Consider the following 17,009-nt stretch of genomic DNA (forward strand, 5'->3'; position numbering starts at 1 on the left):
CTATATCAATCCTTTTAAAGAATATTATTTAGCTTTTCCCTGAAGTTCAGCTTCTTTAGCTTTCATTTCAGCCATCTTAGCCTGATTCTTAGTAATGCTGTAAATCTCCTTCAGCATAGTAACCGCATTTACATCATTAGGAAGAGCCTTATACCAGCTTTCAGCATAAGGTAAAGCTTTGTTAAATCTTTCTTTTCTGGCTTCGATAAGCTTCGTTGCATCATCCGGCTTAGTTTTTCTAAGCGTGTTGATTTCATTTACTGCTTTATCATCTTCTCCGATTATTGTATACACTAAGTTTTGATAAGCATTGGCAAAATCAGGCTTCAACTCAATTGCTTTTTTAAAAGAAGCTTCAGCATCTGCACCAGTAGCAGGATTTTTAGATTGCATAACTCCTAAATTATACCAGTTGGTAGCATCATTAGGATTTTTCGCTAACTGCTCTTTTAAAGTAGCCACAAATTTATCTGTATTTCCTGACTGATAATAAGCTGTACTTTGGAAGTCTTTCAGCTTAGCATTATTAGGAAATTTAGCTAATCCTTTTTCAATGATAGCTACAGCCTCATCATTCTTCTTGGCATTTAAAAGCAATGTAGATAAAGTCTCATATAAATCAGGCTCTACACTTGGAGTTTGCTCTGTTTTGAAGTCTGAATAATCTGAAGATTTTTTCAGCATCTCCCAAGTTCCTTTATCATAAGTAGCAACCTGACCTGTTTTTTTATCTTTTGCCGTATAGTTGGTCTGAACTCCTGTATATCCTGAATTGATCAATTCAGTATAGATCTTAATGGCTTCATCAACGTTGTTAGCCAAAGCATAGTTAAGTCCTGCATAATACATATACACTTTATCATCTTGGCCATTCGTTTTTAACAGGTTATAAACCTCTAAAAACTTAGGAGCCGCAACAGCATAGTTTTTCGCATTATATGCATCCATAGCTGCTTTGTTAGCATCTTGTAGCTGAGCATTTACATCCTTCTTCTGTCCGAAAACAAAAGCTGAAGAAATAATCGCTATACTTAAAATTAGCTTTTTCATAATCAGAATTTATTTTATTTACATTTATTCTTCAGAATCTGAATCTCCGGTTTCATCGGCAGACTCTTCATTTTCCGAATTATTTTCTAATTGTGGTATTACATTTGCATCTGCATCGCTGCTTTGTGTAGATTCTGCTCCTTCTTCTCCTTCCTCCAACTCTTCTTCTACATCCTTATCCATCTCCACTTTTGCAATCGCCGCAATTTCATCATTTTTCTTAAGGTTAATCATTCTAACCCCTTGTGTATTCCTACCCATAACCCGCATTTCATCCATATTCATACGGATAGCAACACCGGATTTATTGATGATCATCAATCCATCTTCATCCGTTACATTCTGGATGGCAATAAGATTTCCTGTTTTTTCGGTAATGTTTAGGGTAATAACTCCTTTTCCTCCTCTGTTGGTAATTCTGTAATCTTCTACAGCAGTTCTTTTACCGTAACCCTTTTCAGAAACCACTAAAACGGTTTCATTCTCTACATCGTTCACAACAATCATACCAATTACCTCGTCATTATCTTCCATGGTAATACCACGAACCCCGATAGATCCTCTACCTACCTCTCTTACTTTTTCTTCCGGGAAGCGGATACATTTACCATTTTTAGTAGCAATCATGATCTGAGAAGTTCCGTTCGTAAGCCATGCTCCTAACAATTGGTCATTGTCCCTGATTTCAATAGCATTAATACCATTAACTCTTGGTCTTGAATAAGCTTCAAGAGATGTCTTCTTGATCGTACCGTTCTTAGTGATCATAACCACACTCATCTGATTGATGTATTCAGCATCTTTCAGATCATTGGTTCTGATATATGCTTTGATCTTATCATCCGGTTCGATATTGATAAGGTTTTGTACAGCTCTTCCTTTTGCCGTTTTAGAACCTTCAGGGATTTCAAATACCCTTAACCAATAACATCTTCCTTTTTCTGTAAAGAACAACATATACTGGTGATTGGTCGCAGAAACAATATATTCAAGGAAATCTTCATCTCTTGTTGTTGCCGCTCTGTTTCCTACACCACCCCTGCTCTGGATCTTATATTCTGACAGGGAAGTCCTCTTGATATATCCTGCGTGAGAAATAGTAAGAACTACCGCTTCATTAGGAATAATGTCTTCAATTGACATTTCACCTCCTGAATAATCGATTTCAGTTCTTCTTTCATCACCATATTTTTCTTTTACTTCAAGTAATTCCTCTTTAATGATTTCAAACCTTCTGCTTTCGTTAGCAAGGATATCTTCTAAATTCAGAATTTCTTTCATGATCGCGTCATACTCATCACGGATCTTATCCAGTTCCATTCCCGTTAAACGAGCCAAACGCAGATCAAGAATTGCCTGGGCCTGGATTTCAGAAAGATCAAACTCCTGAATCAATCCTTCCTTAGCAGCCTGTGGGTTTACACTGTGACGGATTATAGAAATTGCCTTATCCAGAGAGTCCTGCGTACCGATCACCTTCATGAATCCTTCAAGGATATGTGCTCTTTCTTTGGCTTTCTTAAGCTCAAACTGAGTTCTTCTTATAACAACATCATGTCTGTGCTCTACAAAGTGATGGATAATATCCTTTAAGTTTAATTGTTCCGGTCTTCCGTGTACCAAAGCAATATTGTTAACACTGAAAGATGTCTGAAGTGAAGTATATTTATATAATAAATTCAATACAACATTCGGAATCGCATCATTTTTCAGCTCATATACAATACGAAGTCCGTTTCTGTCGGACTCATCTCTTATCTCATAGATTCCTGGAATTTTCTCGTCTTTAACCAGCTCAGCAGTCCTGGCAATCATTTCAGCTTTGTTTACCTGATATGGAATTTCAGTTACGATAATAGCATTTCTGTTTCCTATCTCTTCGAAATTAACTTTTGCTCTAAGAACTACCCTTCCTCTTCCAGTATGGAATGCATCTCTTACTCCATCGTATCCATAAATAATTCCTCCTGTTGGAAAATCCGGAGCAACGATGTGCTGCATCAGCTCATCTATGGTAATCTCTTTATTATCGATGTAAGCAACAATAGCATTAACAGACTCAGACAGGTTATGCGGGGCCATGTTGGTTGCCATACCTACGGCAATACCGGAAGTTCCGTTAACTAAAAGATTAGGGATTTTAGTAGGCATTACAGTAGGTTCCTGTAAGCTGTCATCAAAGTTATTCTGAAAATCAACTGTTTCTTTGTCAAGATCAGCAAGAACGTCGTCAGAGATTTTTTTCAATCTTGCCTCAGTATAACGCATTGCTGCAGGTGGATCTCCATCCATAGAACCGAAGTTCCCTTGACCATCAACCTGTGGATAACGTAAACTCCAGGATTGCGCCATTCTTACCATTGCATCGTATACAGAAGAGTCTCCGTGAGGGTGATATTTACCTAAAACATCCCCAACAATTCTCGCAGATTTTAAGTATTTTCTATTAGAAAAAACCCCTAATCCATACATACCATAAAGCACTCTTCTATGAACGGGTTTTAAGCCATCTCTTACGTCAGGTAACGCCCTTGAAACGATAACCGACATCGAATAATCGATATAAGATGACTTCATTTCATCAACAATGTTGATAGGAATTAGTCTTTCTCCTTCTTTTTGCATAAACAAATTTTATTATAATGACAGTCAGACTTTTAGCTGTGAGTCTGAAAATTATTTATTTTGGTTTTTTAATAACGGGCTAATTTACGAAATTTTTACCGATTTTTGTGGTAGAATTTATCCACAAAATCTTAAAAATTCTTAAAATATGAGCCTATTAAGTATAACTTTCCATTGCACAAAAAATAATCTTGAAGAGTGGGAAAATTATATGGATGAGACATTGGTTTTAATGACTGAAAATCTTATGGATGTAAACAAATATATTCTTTCTGAGATCGAAAGTGATTATATCGACGAAGGGAAGAATTATAATCTCTTGCTGATCTTTGATAATGATGAGCTTCGGACAGATTTTATCGAGAGTGAGCTCTTAAACATTAGAGAAAGAGTTGAAAAACAGTTCGGGCAAGAGGTCATGATATTCAATACTTTCTTGAATCCTAAAAAAACAAGAATGTAATCATAAAAAAGCTCTGAGATTTCAGAGCTTTTTTGTTGTATTAAAAATTAATTATAAATCGCTTTCATTACCTCGAATGATGCGGAGGTCCATGTGGTCTTGGAGGTGGAGGTGGATGATGCAGACAAGAAGTCAGCAGGAAAACCAACGCCAGTATGCCGATAGTTTTAGTCAGGGTTTTCATATTTTTTCTTTTTATGATTACCATAACAACAACAATCTGAATGCCATATATTTACTTTATACATAATAAATTCTAAAACACCTTATAAAATTAAAAACCCTGCTTTTACAGGGTTTTAATTTTTCAAGAGATCTTAATCTCTGTGATGTTTTTTATGTTTCTTGTGTCCTCGTCCTCTATCATCATCATATTCGTAATAGTACACTCTTTTTTTAACCTGACCCGGTGCATAGTATCTTGCACTTCCGCCATACACTTTCTTAGCTTGGCCCGGAGGTAATCCTCTCCTTCCATGGTGGTATTCCTGAACTGTACAGCTACTTAGCATTAAAGTCAAAGAAACCACACCTAGCATTTTTATCAAACCGTTCATATTTTCATTGTTTCGAATTTCGAAATGTATATAAACAAGGTTGATGCCAAAACAAAAAAGAAGTTAGGGGTTAGAGGTTAGAGGTTAGAGGTTAGAGGTTAGAGGACAAAGTTAAAGTTTTGGAATGCGTTGCCGTTTTTTAAAGCGGACATCTTCCTGCTCACAATTCTCAAATTATAATTTTAACTCACTGCCTAATCAAACCCAACTGTCTCACTTCTTTTTTCAAGCATGACAAGATCTTTCCACTCTCCATTGAGCTTTCCCACTTTTTTACGGACTCCCACTGTTCTGAATCCATTCTTCTGATGAAATTTTATAGAAGCTTCATTTTCCGGAAATATATTAGACTGTAAAGTCCAGAATCCATGATATTCACTATCCAGAATCATCTTTTTAAGCAGCACAGATCCCAGCCCTTTTCCCTGGTACTGAGTATCAAAATAAATACTCACCTCAGCAACACCTTTAAAACATTCTCTTTTACTCACAGGCTTCAAAGCCGCCCATCCTACTACTTCATTATTTTCATTTTCCAATATCCACCTGCAATCATTGAAAAATTCCGTATTCCAAACTTCTCTGTTAGGAGCCTCTGTCTCAAAAGTGGCAATCCCACCATCAATTCCCTGTTGAAATATTTCTAATACACGTACTTCGTCACTTGGAAGCATTTCTCTGATCTCGTAGTTCATTTTATTACTGATATTTTCTTTTATTTTTTCTTTTTATCCTCGAATAATGAGTCTGCTTTGTCTGGTTATCTTCCGAAACAACACTGATATTCCCATCCACTTCCAGAATCGATAACCTTACATCTTCTATTCTTTCTACTCCATGTTCCCTGATCGCTTCCTCCAGCTCATCTTTGGTAATTTTTACTGTATTTAAAGCTTTTTCATCGATCTTACCATCCTTCACCAGGATTACAGGATTTTCTTCCATAAACGTTTCAAAAGAACGGTTAGAAAACATTAACCTTTTTAGTATAAAATTGGCGGCAAAAAGAACAAGTGCAGCAATGAGACCACCCTGCAAGGAAGTATCCTGACCCACCATTGCATTTTGCACTGCATTGGAGATTAATAATAACAAAACTACATCTCCCGCGTTAAGCTGAGATAGCTGATTTTTGCCGAACAGACGGATCGCTACGACCATAAACAGGTATACGCAAAGCGAACGGACTACAACATCTAGGATAGGATTCACCAATTATATTTATATCTATCAAATGTATAAATTTTTATGATTCTGATGGGTATTTTTTAATAGAGTCCTATCGAATTCAATTATGAAAAATTATAAAAGATTGGCATAAAGTTTGAGCATCTGTTAGCATCAAACACAATATTATGAAACGACTGCTTTTTTTCCTCTCTCTACTGCTACTTTTTAACAGCTGTGTAACAAGCAAAAGCAGCAATGAAAAGGAAATAACAGCTAAAATAGACCAACTCTATAAATACACTTCACCGTCCAATTCTACTTCTTCAAAGGAACTTTTTTCTCCTGATCTAAAAAATATACTTGATCAAGCAAACAGGATAGCTGATGCGGATGCCCAAAGAATAAAAAACAGCAACTATCCCACTGATAAACCTGCAGCAGTAGAAAGCTTTATTTTCACAGGAGTACCTGATGCTACAAATCAAAAAATAAAAAGCATAAATGTAACCGGAAATACAGCAGAAGCCATCGTGGAAATGGAAATCAGTGAATATAAAGCAGACGATAAAATATATCCTACTCTGGTTTGGGAAAATACAATTCAACTGATCAATGATAAGGGCTGGAAAATTGACAATATCATTTTTACTCAAAGGTCTACCCTCAAAGAGCAACTCAAGGCTTTTATTATCGAAACAAAAAAGGCCCTGTGCTATAACAAATAAAAAAGCTGCTTCGTCAAGCAGCTTTTTTTTTATTTTAAGGACACTGAGCGATTGGAACTTCGCTACATACTGTCTTATTCAATCTTTCACAGTATACGCAGTATTTTTTAGGTTCTCCGCCATACACTGATTTTAATTCTTCCTTGTTAAGTTTCTTTAAATTTCTCATACTTTTTAATTTTAATGTTTGGTAAATTTAAAACGAAGAACAAATTAATTTATTACAGTTTTTTGCAGAAAATTTTCACTATTTACACTTAAAAACTATCAAAACTTCTTTTATGAAAAGATTTATTACCTGTTATCAATCTCAACTGTTACAGGCATTACATAGGTATAAGCAATAATGTTGTTATTAAAATCTTTACGATTTATTTTCAGATTCGTTAAAACATTTTCAATCTCTTTACTTACATTCTTGCAATCACCTGTTGAGTGTACATTCACAATTTTTCCATTTTCTGTAATATCAAATTTCACTTCTGAATTCACAACACCTTGTTTATATTCATAATTAGTAAAGTCGAAATTATTGATAAGCTCTTTTCGTATTTTATTGAACGTATCATTTTTGCTCAGCTGAATTTCAGGAATGACATTACCATCTGTAGTCTGTGCTTTTAAAGTACTCAATGAAACAAATCCTATAATGGACAGGAATAGGGCACCTATTTGAATTTTATTTTTCATAACTAATTGATTTTAAATATTGTAATATTCCATTTATAATTGCTACTCTAAGTTATTAAAAATAATTCATATTCAGTTCATATTTAATTAACATTCAGTTAATATTAAAACATAAAACACTAAATAATAGATATTTAAATAGATTAATCATGTGAAAATTTAATATTGGAGTTGAGAAAACCACCTTTTTATACCCTATTTTATCGAAATCTTTCCTATCCAATTGGCTTTGATAATCAAGAATCTTTTAGATTTAGGAATAAAAAAGAGGATAGTACACTATCCTCTCTTTATAAAATGAATTCTGTAAATAAAAATATCTATTCCAATGGAGTATAAATATTGGATATCTATAGTTCTTTTTTCAGAAATTTACCGGTCAAACTTTTCTTAGACTTCACGATTTCTTCCGGAGTTCCCTGGGCAACAATCTGTCCGCCGTGCTTTCCTCCTTCAGGTCCCACATCAATAATATGGTCGGCCAATTTGATTACATCCATATTGTGTTCAATAATAATGAATGAATTTCCTAGTTCTACCAATTGATTGATCGCGTCCATCAAAATTTTAACATCTTCAAAGTGAAGACCCGTGGTAGGCTCATCAAGAATATAGAGTGTGTTTCCGGTTTGCCTTTTGGCAAGCTCAGTAGCCAGTTTAATACGCTGGGCTTCTCCTCCTGATAGTGTAGTTGATTGCTGTCCCATTGTAATATACCCTAAACCTACATCCTGTAAGGTTTTAACTTTACTGTAGATCTTAGGAATAGGTTGGAAAAACTCTACTGCTTCATCAATTGTCATATCTAGTACATCAGAAATTGATTTACCTTTATAACGGACTTCAAGGGTTTCCCTGTTGAATCTTTTCCCATTACATGTTTCACAGTGTACATACACATCCGGAAGGAAGTTCATTTCAATTACTTTCAATCCACCTCCCTGACATGTTTCACATCTTCCACCTTTTACATTGAAAGAAAATCTTCCCGGCTTGTAACCGCGAATCTTACTTTCCGGAAGCTCTGCAAAAAGATTTCTGATATCAGTAAACATTCCTGTGTAGGTTGCTGGATTAGATCTAGGAGTCCTTCCAATCGGAGCTTGATCTACATCTACTATTTTATCAATATTCTCAAGCCCTTCTATTTTTTTGTATGGCAAAGGTTCCTGAACCGCTCTGTAAAAATGCTTGTTCAATATAGGATATAATGTTCCGTTAATGAGAGAAGACTTACCACTTCCCGAAATTCCTGTTACCACCACAAGCTTTCCTAAAGGAATATTGAGATTTACATTTTTAAGGTTGTTTCCTGTAGCTCCTTTTAAAACGATGCTCTTACCATTTCCAGATCTTCTTTCGGCTGGTATTTCGATTTTTCTTTTCCCATTAATGTAATCCGCTGTGATAGTGTCGGCTTTCAAAAGATCTTTAGGTTTTCCCTGCCATAGAATTTCACCTCCAAACTTCCCGGCCCTAGGACCAATATCCAGAACCTCATCCGCTTCAAGGATCATATCTTTATCGTGCTCTACCACTAAAACAGAGTTTCCGATATCTCTCAGGTTCTTCAATGAATTGATCAGCCTCTCATTATCTCTTTGGTGAAGTCCGATACTGGGTTCATCCAGGATATAAAGAACATTAACCAATTGAGAACCGATCTGTGTAGCCAGACGTATCCTTTGGGATTCTCCCCCTGAAAGCGTTTTTGAGCTTCTGCTTAAGCTTAAATAGTCTAATCCCACATCCAGCAAAAACTGAAGCCTGGTTTCGATTTCTTTTAAGATTTCGTAAGCAATAATTTTATTTTTTTCTGAGAATTTATCTTTAACATCATGGAGCCAATCTTTCAGATCAGCCAAACTCAATCCATTAACCTCAGCAATATTTTTACCATCAATTTTAAAGCTCAGACTTGATGGCTGCAGGCGGGTTCCGTTACATTCAGGACATGTTTCCTCAGTAGTAAAATGTCTTTCCAATAAAACCCCTTCATAAGATTCTTTTTCATCAATAATTTCTTCCATAAAAGGAATCAATCCATCAAAATTAATCTTTATCTTTTTAGTGATCCCTGCATATTTAAGATCTTTGTTAAATTCTTTATGACATCCATAATATATATATTCCAAAGCTTCTTCAGGAATATCCTTCATGGGAGTTGTAAGACCTAAACCAAATATCTCCAGGATATTTTTAATCTGTGCTAAAATCCATTTATTCGATTTAATATCTTCTAAAGGCAACAGACCTCCCTGATTAATGGATAATTTAGGGTTTTCCACAAAATAATCCGTATTAATCTTTTTAATAGTACCAAGACCTTTACAGTCCGGGCAGCTTCCTTTCGGCGAGTTGAAGGAGAATGTATTGGGTTCCGGCAATGCTAATGAATGTCCTGTTTCTGCATCCATTAAGTTTTTTGAAAAGTACTCAATTTCCGTACTTCCTAATTTTTGAATTCCGATAATTCCCTCTCCCATCTCCATAGCAGTTCTGAGTGACTTCTCCATTCTGCTTTCAGATGCATTTTCTCCAATGATCCAACGGTCAATAACGATATCAATATCGTGTGTCTTATAACGATCAAGCTTTAGATCATATTCAATATCCTGTAGTTCACCATCAATTCTTGCCTGCCCATACCCTTTTTTCGCCATCTGTACGAAAAGCTCATGATAATGCCCTTTTCTTGAACGGACTACAGGGGCCATAAGCATGATCTTTTCCCCTTTATAGTTTTCTTTAATAGTTTCAAGAATCTGGTCTTCCGTATAGCTAACCAATTTTTTTCCTGTAGAAAGGGAATAGGCGTCAGAAACCCTTGCATATAACAGACGAAGGAAATCATACAATTCCGTAACCGTTCCTACTGTAGATCTTGGGTTTTTATTTGTTGTTTTCTGCTCGATAGCAATTACGGGAGATAATCCTTCTATCTTATCGACATCAGGACGTTCCAATCCTCCCAAAAATTGTCGTGCATAAGCAGAAAATGTTTCTATATAACGACGCTGGCCTTCTGCAAAAATGGTATCAAAAGCCAATGAAGATTTTCCACTACCGGAAAGCCCCGTAATAACCACTAATTCATTGCGTGGAATTTTGACATTGATATTTTTAAGGTTGTGCTCGCGTGCGCCGTAAATTTCTATATATTCTGTTGATTTACTCATAATTTGGCGTGACTTTACCTGAAAATCACAATGTGCAAAATTACGGAATTTTATGGAATTTTTTATGTTAAAAAGTGTTAGATTAATTAACTCTAAAAGTCCTGTTTTTGTTTTTTAAAGTTTAAATTTACATTGCTTTAACCCTAACTAATCAATGCAAAGACTACGCGACCATATTGAAGAGATAACGTCCCTTACTGATGAAGAATTCGAATATATCAAAACATTTTTTACACTCAGGAAAGTCCGTAAGAATCAATTTCTGCTTCACGAAAGTGATGAAGTAAAATTTGAATTCCTGGCTTTAGATGGAATTTATAAAGTTTTTTACATCGATGAAAATGGAAAAGAACATATTGTACAGTTTGCCAAAAAGAACTGGTGGATGACCGATTACATCGGTTTTTTTAAGCAAAACAATGCAACTATGTTTGTGGAATGCCTGAAAGAGGGTGAAGTGGTATGCCTGACCCTTGAAGGAAGAGAGAAACTGGCGGCTGAATTTCATAAAATGGAACATTTCTTCAGAGTAAAACTTACCAATGGATATATTGCTTTACAGCAAAGGATTACATTACTATTATCCAGTACACCTCAACAGCGATATGAAGAATTCTCAAGATTATACCCAGATCTTATCCTCCAGATCCCGAAAAAATATGTTGCGGAATATCTGGGCGTAAGCAGAGAGACTCTAAGCAGATTGTATACCAATGATAACAAGTACTGAGTGTGATCGAAATCACACTTTTTTTGTGACTCCGATCCTTCTTTTAGCATGCCTTATCACCATAAATTTGCTATATCAATCGGAAGAATTCCGATGAAGCAAAATAATAAATAATTCAAGTCATGAAACCAAAAGTATTAATCATTGTATCCAACGCCAGCTCAATCGGGCCGGAAAACAGAAGAACAGGAACTTTCCTTCCGGAAGTAGCACATCCGTATGCAGAATTTTTAAAAGCCGGTTATCAGATTGATTTTGCCAGTCTGACAGGAGAGACACCATTTCTAGATGCCTTAAATTTAGCTGATGATCCTGATAATTTAAAATTCCTTACAGGTACCGGATGGTCAGATATGCAAAAAGCAGCTTCGTTATCCGGTTTTAATAGTAATGAATATGATGCTGTGTTCATACCCGGTGGTTTAGCACCAATGGTAGATATGCCGGGAGCACCTCTTCTCAAGAAATTTATAGCTGAGATATATGAAAAAAATGGTATTGTAGGAGCCGTATGTCATGGTCCTGTATCTCTTCTCAATGTACAATTAAGCGATGGAAGCTATTTGGTAGCCGGAAAAAATATTACATCTTTTACCACGGAAGAAGAAGACAACTATGCGAGAAAAGATGTTCCCTTTGACCTTCAATCTGCTTTAACGGAACAAGGCGCTATTTTCCACGCTGCACAACCATGGTCAGCGAACAGCATTGCTGATGGGAATCTGATTACAGGACAAAACCCCGCCTCCGCAAAAGGAGTGGGTGAAAAAATAGTTGCTGCCTTAGAAGCTAAATAATCTAATTAAATCTAAAAAAATGAGCCAGAAAGAAGTTTATGTATATGCGAGGTGGCAGGTAAAAGAGGGAGAATTACCTACCGTATTGAATATGATGAAAGAAGTTGCTAAACAAAGCTCCCGGGAAGATGGAAATTTATTTTATAAACTCCATCAGAGTCAATCGGATAGGAATACATTGATTTTATTTGAAGGATACAAAAATTCAGAGGCTATAGAGATACATCGTAATTCTGAATATTTTAAGAAATTGGTGTTGGAACAAATTGTTCCTTTACTCGAAAGCAGAGAAGTGATCCTTATGGATAAAATTGTATGATGCCTTTATAAAATTAAAATTCCGGAAATTATGTTTTTCCGGAATTTTTTATTTTAGTTTTCAAAAAAGTCAACATCTTCGTTACTGATACTGACAATATATTCTATACCATCTATTGCTTTAGAAATGATCTGGTTCCGAAGCATGTTGGACATATTCTCCCAATACGCTCTTCCGTAAAAAGAATAATTCTGAGGGATAATTTCAATCTCTACTGTTCGTACAAAACCTTCCTTAGGCTTATTGCTGATCATAGTTCCCCTTCTCACCCTTACCTCTTTCAGTTCATCTTTAAGAACCATTCTGCAATAATTTTTCACATCTTCCAATGAGATTATCTTATCACGGGTTGTAAGTGCATATTTATAGGCCTGAATGCTGTCTGTTCCTTTTTGTTCTTCAGCTCCTCCGATTGTTTCTGTAAGAAGCACTAAAGACTGCGATTTCAGCTGATTGGATAATTCGGTTCCCGGACGCATATGATTGGCCAGAGTACAATGAGTAATCCAAAAGGATGCATATGTATGATCAGTCTTTTCAACAGGTTCCATAATAACGTAATTCAGTTCCTGCTTGATACTTCTTTTAGCATTATTAACCTTTTGTACCATTGATTTCATTTTATCAGACATCTCGCTCAACATTCCTTTTACATTATCCCGGTTTAAAAGTGAAAATGCTGCAATCTCGTCTCTTGTGAGTTCCAGAACATTGGCAATCATATCGACTGCATTTCTGTTGGTAAAGCGTTCCATTCCTCCTTTTCTTACCGTATAAAGTCCTTTTTTAAGGTCATCGGTCGGAGTAAAAGGAATTTCCGTATATCTCCTTCCCTCTCCATCCTGTACCTCATCAACATATAAGAAATGTTCTCCTTCATCTGTTACCAAAGGAATGTTATTTCCCATGATATCAAGGCTGTATTCTGTTTTTTTCCATCCTCTGTTATAAATAGGAAAAGCATTGAAAACAAATGAGAAATTATCCAGAATTTCTGAAGAAAACTGTGGCGGAAATTCAAAAGTCAGCCATAGATATTGTTTTCCATCAATATATTTTTCTATTTCTTCTCTTCCTTCAAGAAAATTCAGATTCTGTGGGAGTTTACCGGCTTCCGAAAACAAGCTGTTTGATAATCCTGTTATTTCAATGAATTTGTGATGGTAGATGCTTTTAATATCTTCAATTGTTTTTGTCCTGATCGATTGTTCACGGAACATTTGTTCATATCCTTCTGCCTGAGCATTTTTAAGATATGATAAGCCTTCCCTCACAAATAATGGATTGCCATCGCTTGTAACCGTAAGATAAGGCAATAGCTTATAAACAAAATCCAGATGTTCAAAGGCAGGATTGGAGCAAAATATACTTAAATATTTAGGAAAATTCTCACTTACGTACTTAGAGACATCCACTCCAATGGTTACCTTACGGTAATCTTCCGGTTTTCCCTGAAATCTTGAAATAGGTATTTTATTCAGTCGGTCATCGATACTATAGCATGTATTCCCTACAAACATAATAGAAGTTTGAATTCTATTGATTCTTACATTACCGATTGGCGTAAAAGGAATGTTAACCTGTTTATCCGATTCTGATTTAACCGTAGAGGTCATCTGCTTTCTAAAGAAAAACTCCGTATGCTCAAGCAATACTTCTGAAGATTCTGAAGGTTGAGTAAAGGCAATAGCATGCGACGGAATTGGATGTGTATAAATAGAAGGAGTCAGTAATTTTGCCAGTTTCTCTAAAATACGGGCATTTACCGTCTGTATTTCATTATTTGCTTTAAAAATTTCAGTACTGAAGGCATCTATCAGTAATTTCACAAACGGGTCCAAAGATTGCGGACTTTTTAATCCCCATACTTTCGTTGCGTTTTGAAGCATTCTTGCCTTTACAGATTCTTTGGAATATATATTTTGATCTAGATTCATAAATTTCAATTACAATAAGCATTAATCAATAGACATAGGGCTCAGGAAAAGCTCTGTAGAAAAGCTAAAACGCTCACCGGTTGCCTCCATTTTGGCATTAATGGCAATCTTTACTTTTTTCTTTATTTCCGTATGCTCTTTGGTATCGTAGCTATGTTCTACAATTTGTATGTGGGCGTCAATCTGTGGCTGAACAATTCTTGGTTCATATTCCTGTATCTGTCTTTTTAGACTTTTAATGAATATATTCTCCCAAACAGCGCTTGTAACTCCATTATCGAATTCAAGGTTCCAAACATCATTTCCGTAATTTTCATCATATCTGTTTTCTCCTTTTTTAGTGGTTATCAGCAACATAATGTTATGGGCTATACTCTCTCCCATGTCGCAGGTATCAATACTTCCTCCTTCGGACATTAGTGTTGACGGAACAAAAGGCATTCTGTAATTTGGTGTGTCCATATATCAACTTTTTTGTTTTGACAGTATTATTTCATTCGCATAAAACAAAATACCAATTTAAACATTTTCAGGAAATAATAAGAAATAAAAATATCATTTAAAAATTACGGCTTTCAAAGTATCTTGAAAGCCGTAAACTATTTTTTACCTCCGTTGCCAGGATGTTTTTTATTTAGCAAATAGATCGTACTACTGATCTGTTTTTTTGTTCCTGTTGATAAAATAATAGACAGGAAGCCCTAATATCACCATTATAAACCCCGGCCAGGTATATTGTTGCTTATAGATCAATAGTAAAATACAAAATCCGGTTCCTATTAATAAATAAATAAGAGGAGTAACAGGATATAACCATGTCTTATAAGGTCTCTCAAGATTAGGCTGTTTAAATCTTAAATAGATTACACCAAAAACAGTAATCATATAGAATAAAACAATCACAAAAGAAATCATATCCAGTAAATTTCCATACTGCCCGCTCAGGCATAATAAAGAAGCCCAGATTCCCTGCATCCAAAGTGCATTTCCGGGAACTGCATTTTTATTGTTTTTTTCTGCCGACTGGAAAAACATACCATCTTTCGCCATTGTCTGGAAAACTCTGGCTCCTGCGAGGATCAGTCCGTTATTACACCCAAAAGTAGAAATCATGACCAGTAAAGCAATAATAATTGTTCCGGCACTTCCAAATATATGATGCGAAGCAGCTACCGCTACTCTGTCATTAGCCGCGAAAGCAATGGAATCCCGGTCCAAAGCATTCAGGTATACATAATTTACTGCTATATACAGAAGCATTACGGCAGAAGTACCATAGATCATTGCCTTAACCACATTTTTTTTAGGATTATCAATTTCGCCGGATACAAAAGTAACACTCTCCCAGGCTACAGAACTGAAAACGGAACCTACCATAGCTGCGGCAATACCTCCAAGTAAGGTCATTCCTCCAATAGGTTCCCATCCATGTTTGAGAAAATTTCCGCTAATATCTTTTTTCAGATTGTTAAATGAGTCATAACCAAATCCAAAATTTTCAGAAAGATGGGAAACATCAACTAAAATAAATCCGGCTGCAATAAGACCTATTAATGCTATAATTTTAGAGCCTGTAAAGATATTCTGTAAAATCTTCCCGCTTTCTACTCCTCTTGTGTTGATGTATGTAAGAAGAAGAATAACGGCAATTGCTAATATCTGGATCCATGTTATCTTAAACTCACCACTCTGAAAAATTGCTTCAGCATCATTAAGTGCTGGAATCAGGTAAGCAGTAAATTTACCAAAAGCCATTGCAACGGCAGCAATAGTACCCGTCTGAATAACCGTAAAAAGCCCCCAGCCATATAGAAACCCCATCCTTTTACCGAAAATCTCCTTAAGGTAAGTATATTGTCCTCCTGCTTTAGGAAACAATGCAGACAGTTCCCCATAGCTTATTGCTGCTGCCACTGTCATTATTCCTGTAATAACCCATACTACGATCAACCAGTATCCGGATCCCAGATTCCGCATCATATCAGCACTTACAATAAAGATTCCACTCCCAATCATAGAACCCATTACCAACATAATGGCATCCCAAAGTTTTAATTTTTTCTGCATAGATTATTTAGAATTTCCAAATATAAACAAATAAGTTTCTGATTTTGAATTTTATGCAAAAATTACAAATACACCTATTTTTTATCAAGTATATCTAACTTATTAATTCAATTTTTATTGTTATTTTTGAAAAAAATATTAAAAATGAAATTCAAATCCATATTACTTGCGGTTGCAATCAGTACTTCTACTGTAGCATTCGCTCAGGAGACATCACAGAAAAAGTTCGCTCCGCCGGCAGGAAATGCTATCGTGGGAGATACTTATGGTGCAGGTGTTGACTCATCAGTAGAATCTAAGGCGATTACGGTTGAAAAACTTGGTAAAAAACTGAAAAAAGAAAATAAAAAACTTGAGAATGTAGCCATCAAAGGAAAAGTAACCGATGTATGTGAGAAAAAAGGATGCTGGCTAACTATTCAGACTGAAGATAATTCTCAGTTCTTTGTAAAAATGAAAGATTATGCATTCTTCGTTCCTACTGCTCTGAAGGGGAAAAACGTTGTTTTGGAAGGAAATGCCGAAAGAAAAGTAATCTCTGTAGATGAACAAAAGCATTATGCTGAAGATGCTAAAAAACCACAATCAGAGATTGACGCTATCACAAAACCAAAAGAGGAAGTGAGATTTGTAGCTAATGGAATCAAAGTTGTTAATTAATCCTGCAGACCTCATCTAATAAAACAAAAGCGGAACAAAT

Annotated in this window: 17 protein-coding genes; 6 read left to right on the forward strand and 11 right to left on the reverse strand. The window is 35.6% G+C overall.

Going from position 1 to position 17,009, the window contains the following annotated elements:
- Positions 1 to 24: 24 nt before the first annotated feature.
- Both G9C87_RS04010 and gyrA read right to left on the reverse strand, forming a co-directional pair.
- On the reverse strand, positions 25 to 1,050 hold the full coding sequence (locus G9C87_RS04010) for a tetratricopeptide repeat protein (protein WP_172278402.1): 1,026 nt from the start codon (positions 1,048 to 1,050) through the stop codon (positions 25 to 27).
- A 24-nt stretch (positions 1,051 to 1,074) separates the two neighbouring features.
- Entirely contained in the window at positions 1,075 to 3,675 is a 2,601-nt protein-coding gene (gene gyrA / locus G9C87_RS04015; protein WP_172278404.1) for a DNA gyrase subunit A, read from the reverse strand.
- Between the two features lie 148 nt (positions 3,676 to 3,823).
- On the opposite strand from gyrA, the gene G9C87_RS04020 reads away from it, so the two are divergent.
- Positions 3,824 to 4,138: a DUF4286 family protein gene (locus tag G9C87_RS04020; protein WP_172278406.1), complete on the forward strand. Its 315-nt coding sequence runs from the start codon at positions 3,824 to 3,826 to the stop codon at positions 4,136 to 4,138.
- Between the two features lie 317 nt (positions 4,139 to 4,455).
- Here the strand turns inward: G9C87_RS04020 and G9C87_RS04025 are convergent, their stop codons facing one another.
- The 3 genes from G9C87_RS04025 to G9C87_RS04035 form a co-directional block, all read right to left on the reverse strand.
- Positions 4,456 to 4,695 (reverse strand): hypothetical protein, encoded by a 240-nt coding sequence (locus G9C87_RS04025; protein WP_172278408.1) that lies wholly within the window; start codon positions 4,693 to 4,695, stop codon positions 4,456 to 4,458.
- 194 nt (positions 4,696 to 4,889) lie between these two features.
- Positions 4,890 to 5,390, reverse strand: coding sequence for a GNAT family N-acetyltransferase (locus tag G9C87_RS04030; protein ID WP_172278410.1), 501 nt, complete (start codon positions 5,388 to 5,390; stop codon positions 4,890 to 4,892).
- A 4-nt stretch (positions 5,391 to 5,394) separates the two neighbouring features.
- Positions 5,395 to 5,907: a DUF421 domain-containing protein gene (locus G9C87_RS04035; protein WP_172278412.1), complete on the reverse strand. Its 513-nt coding sequence runs from the start codon at positions 5,905 to 5,907 to the stop codon at positions 5,395 to 5,397.
- A gap of 143 nt (positions 5,908 to 6,050) precedes the next feature.
- Between G9C87_RS04035 and G9C87_RS04040 the strand changes: the two genes are divergently transcribed.
- Entirely contained in the window at positions 6,051 to 6,590 is a 540-nt protein-coding gene (locus G9C87_RS04040) for a hypothetical protein (RefSeq protein WP_172278414.1), read from the forward strand.
- Positions 6,591 to 6,624: 34 nt separating this feature from the next.
- Here G9C87_RS04040 and G9C87_RS04045 read toward each other — a convergent pair whose 3' ends face one another.
- From G9C87_RS04045 to uvrA, 3 genes are all read right to left on the reverse strand, one after another.
- Positions 6,625 to 6,759 carry a bacteriocin-like protein gene (locus tag G9C87_RS04045; protein ID WP_172278416.1) on the reverse strand — a complete coding sequence of 45 codons (135 nt, stop codon included), beginning with the start codon at positions 6,757 to 6,759 and terminating at the stop codon, positions 6,625 to 6,627.
- Between the two features lie 125 nt (positions 6,760 to 6,884).
- On the reverse strand, positions 6,885 to 7,280 hold the full coding sequence (locus G9C87_RS04050; protein WP_172278418.1) for a hypothetical protein: 396 nt from the start codon (positions 7,278 to 7,280) through the stop codon (positions 6,885 to 6,887).
- A 350-nt stretch (positions 7,281 to 7,630) separates the two neighbouring features.
- Positions 7,631 to 10,459 (reverse strand): excinuclease ABC subunit UvrA, encoded by a 2,829-nt coding sequence (gene uvrA / locus G9C87_RS04055; RefSeq protein WP_172278420.1) that lies wholly within the window; start codon positions 10,457 to 10,459, stop codon positions 7,631 to 7,633.
- Positions 10,460 to 10,613: 154 nt separating this feature from the next.
- On the opposite strand from uvrA, the gene G9C87_RS04060 reads away from it, so the two are divergent.
- From G9C87_RS04060 to G9C87_RS04070, 3 genes are all read left to right on the forward strand, one after another.
- Positions 10,614 to 11,189, forward strand: coding sequence for a Crp/Fnr family transcriptional regulator (locus G9C87_RS04060; RefSeq protein ID WP_172278422.1), 576 nt, complete (start codon positions 10,614 to 10,616; stop codon positions 11,187 to 11,189).
- A gap of 122 nt (positions 11,190 to 11,311) precedes the next feature.
- Positions 11,312 to 11,986, forward strand: coding sequence for a type 1 glutamine amidotransferase domain-containing protein (locus G9C87_RS04065; RefSeq protein WP_172278424.1), 675 nt, complete (start codon positions 11,312 to 11,314; stop codon positions 11,984 to 11,986).
- Positions 11,987 to 12,005: 19 nt separating this feature from the next.
- On the forward strand, positions 12,006 to 12,305 hold the full coding sequence (locus tag G9C87_RS04070; RefSeq protein WP_172278426.1) for a putative quinol monooxygenase: 300 nt from the start codon (positions 12,006 to 12,008) through the stop codon (positions 12,303 to 12,305).
- Positions 12,306 to 12,358: 53 nt separating this feature from the next.
- Here the strand turns inward: G9C87_RS04070 and G9C87_RS04075 are convergent, their stop codons facing one another.
- From G9C87_RS04075 to G9C87_RS04085, 3 genes are all read right to left on the reverse strand, one after another.
- Positions 12,359 to 14,242, reverse strand: a complete 1,884-nt coding sequence (locus G9C87_RS04075) for a type VI secretion system baseplate subunit TssF (RefSeq protein ID WP_172278428.1) — start codon at positions 14,240 to 14,242, stop codon at positions 12,359 to 12,361.
- Positions 14,243 to 14,263: 21 nt separating this feature from the next.
- Positions 14,264 to 14,704, reverse strand: coding sequence for a GPW/gp25 family protein (locus tag G9C87_RS04080; RefSeq protein ID WP_172278430.1), 441 nt, complete (start codon positions 14,702 to 14,704; stop codon positions 14,264 to 14,266).
- Positions 14,705 to 14,893: 189 nt separating this feature from the next.
- The gene (locus tag G9C87_RS04085; protein WP_172278432.1) at positions 14,894 to 16,309 is read right to left on the reverse strand and encodes an APC family permease; all 1,416 of its coding nucleotides are present in this window, start codon (positions 16,307 to 16,309) and stop codon (positions 14,894 to 14,896) included.
- Positions 16,310 to 16,453: 144 nt separating this feature from the next.
- Here G9C87_RS04085 and G9C87_RS04090 point away from each other — a divergent pair, with 144 nt between their 5' ends.
- Positions 16,454 to 16,969, forward strand: coding sequence for a DUF4920 domain-containing protein (locus G9C87_RS04090; protein ID WP_172278434.1), 516 nt, complete (start codon positions 16,454 to 16,456; stop codon positions 16,967 to 16,969).
- Positions 16,970 to 17,009: the final 40 nt, after the last annotated feature.

The organism is Chryseobacterium sp. LAM-KRS1, assembly GCF_013184525.1.
Lineage (GTDB): Bacteria > Bacteroidota > Bacteroidia > Flavobacteriales > Weeksellaceae > Chryseobacterium > Chryseobacterium proteolyticum.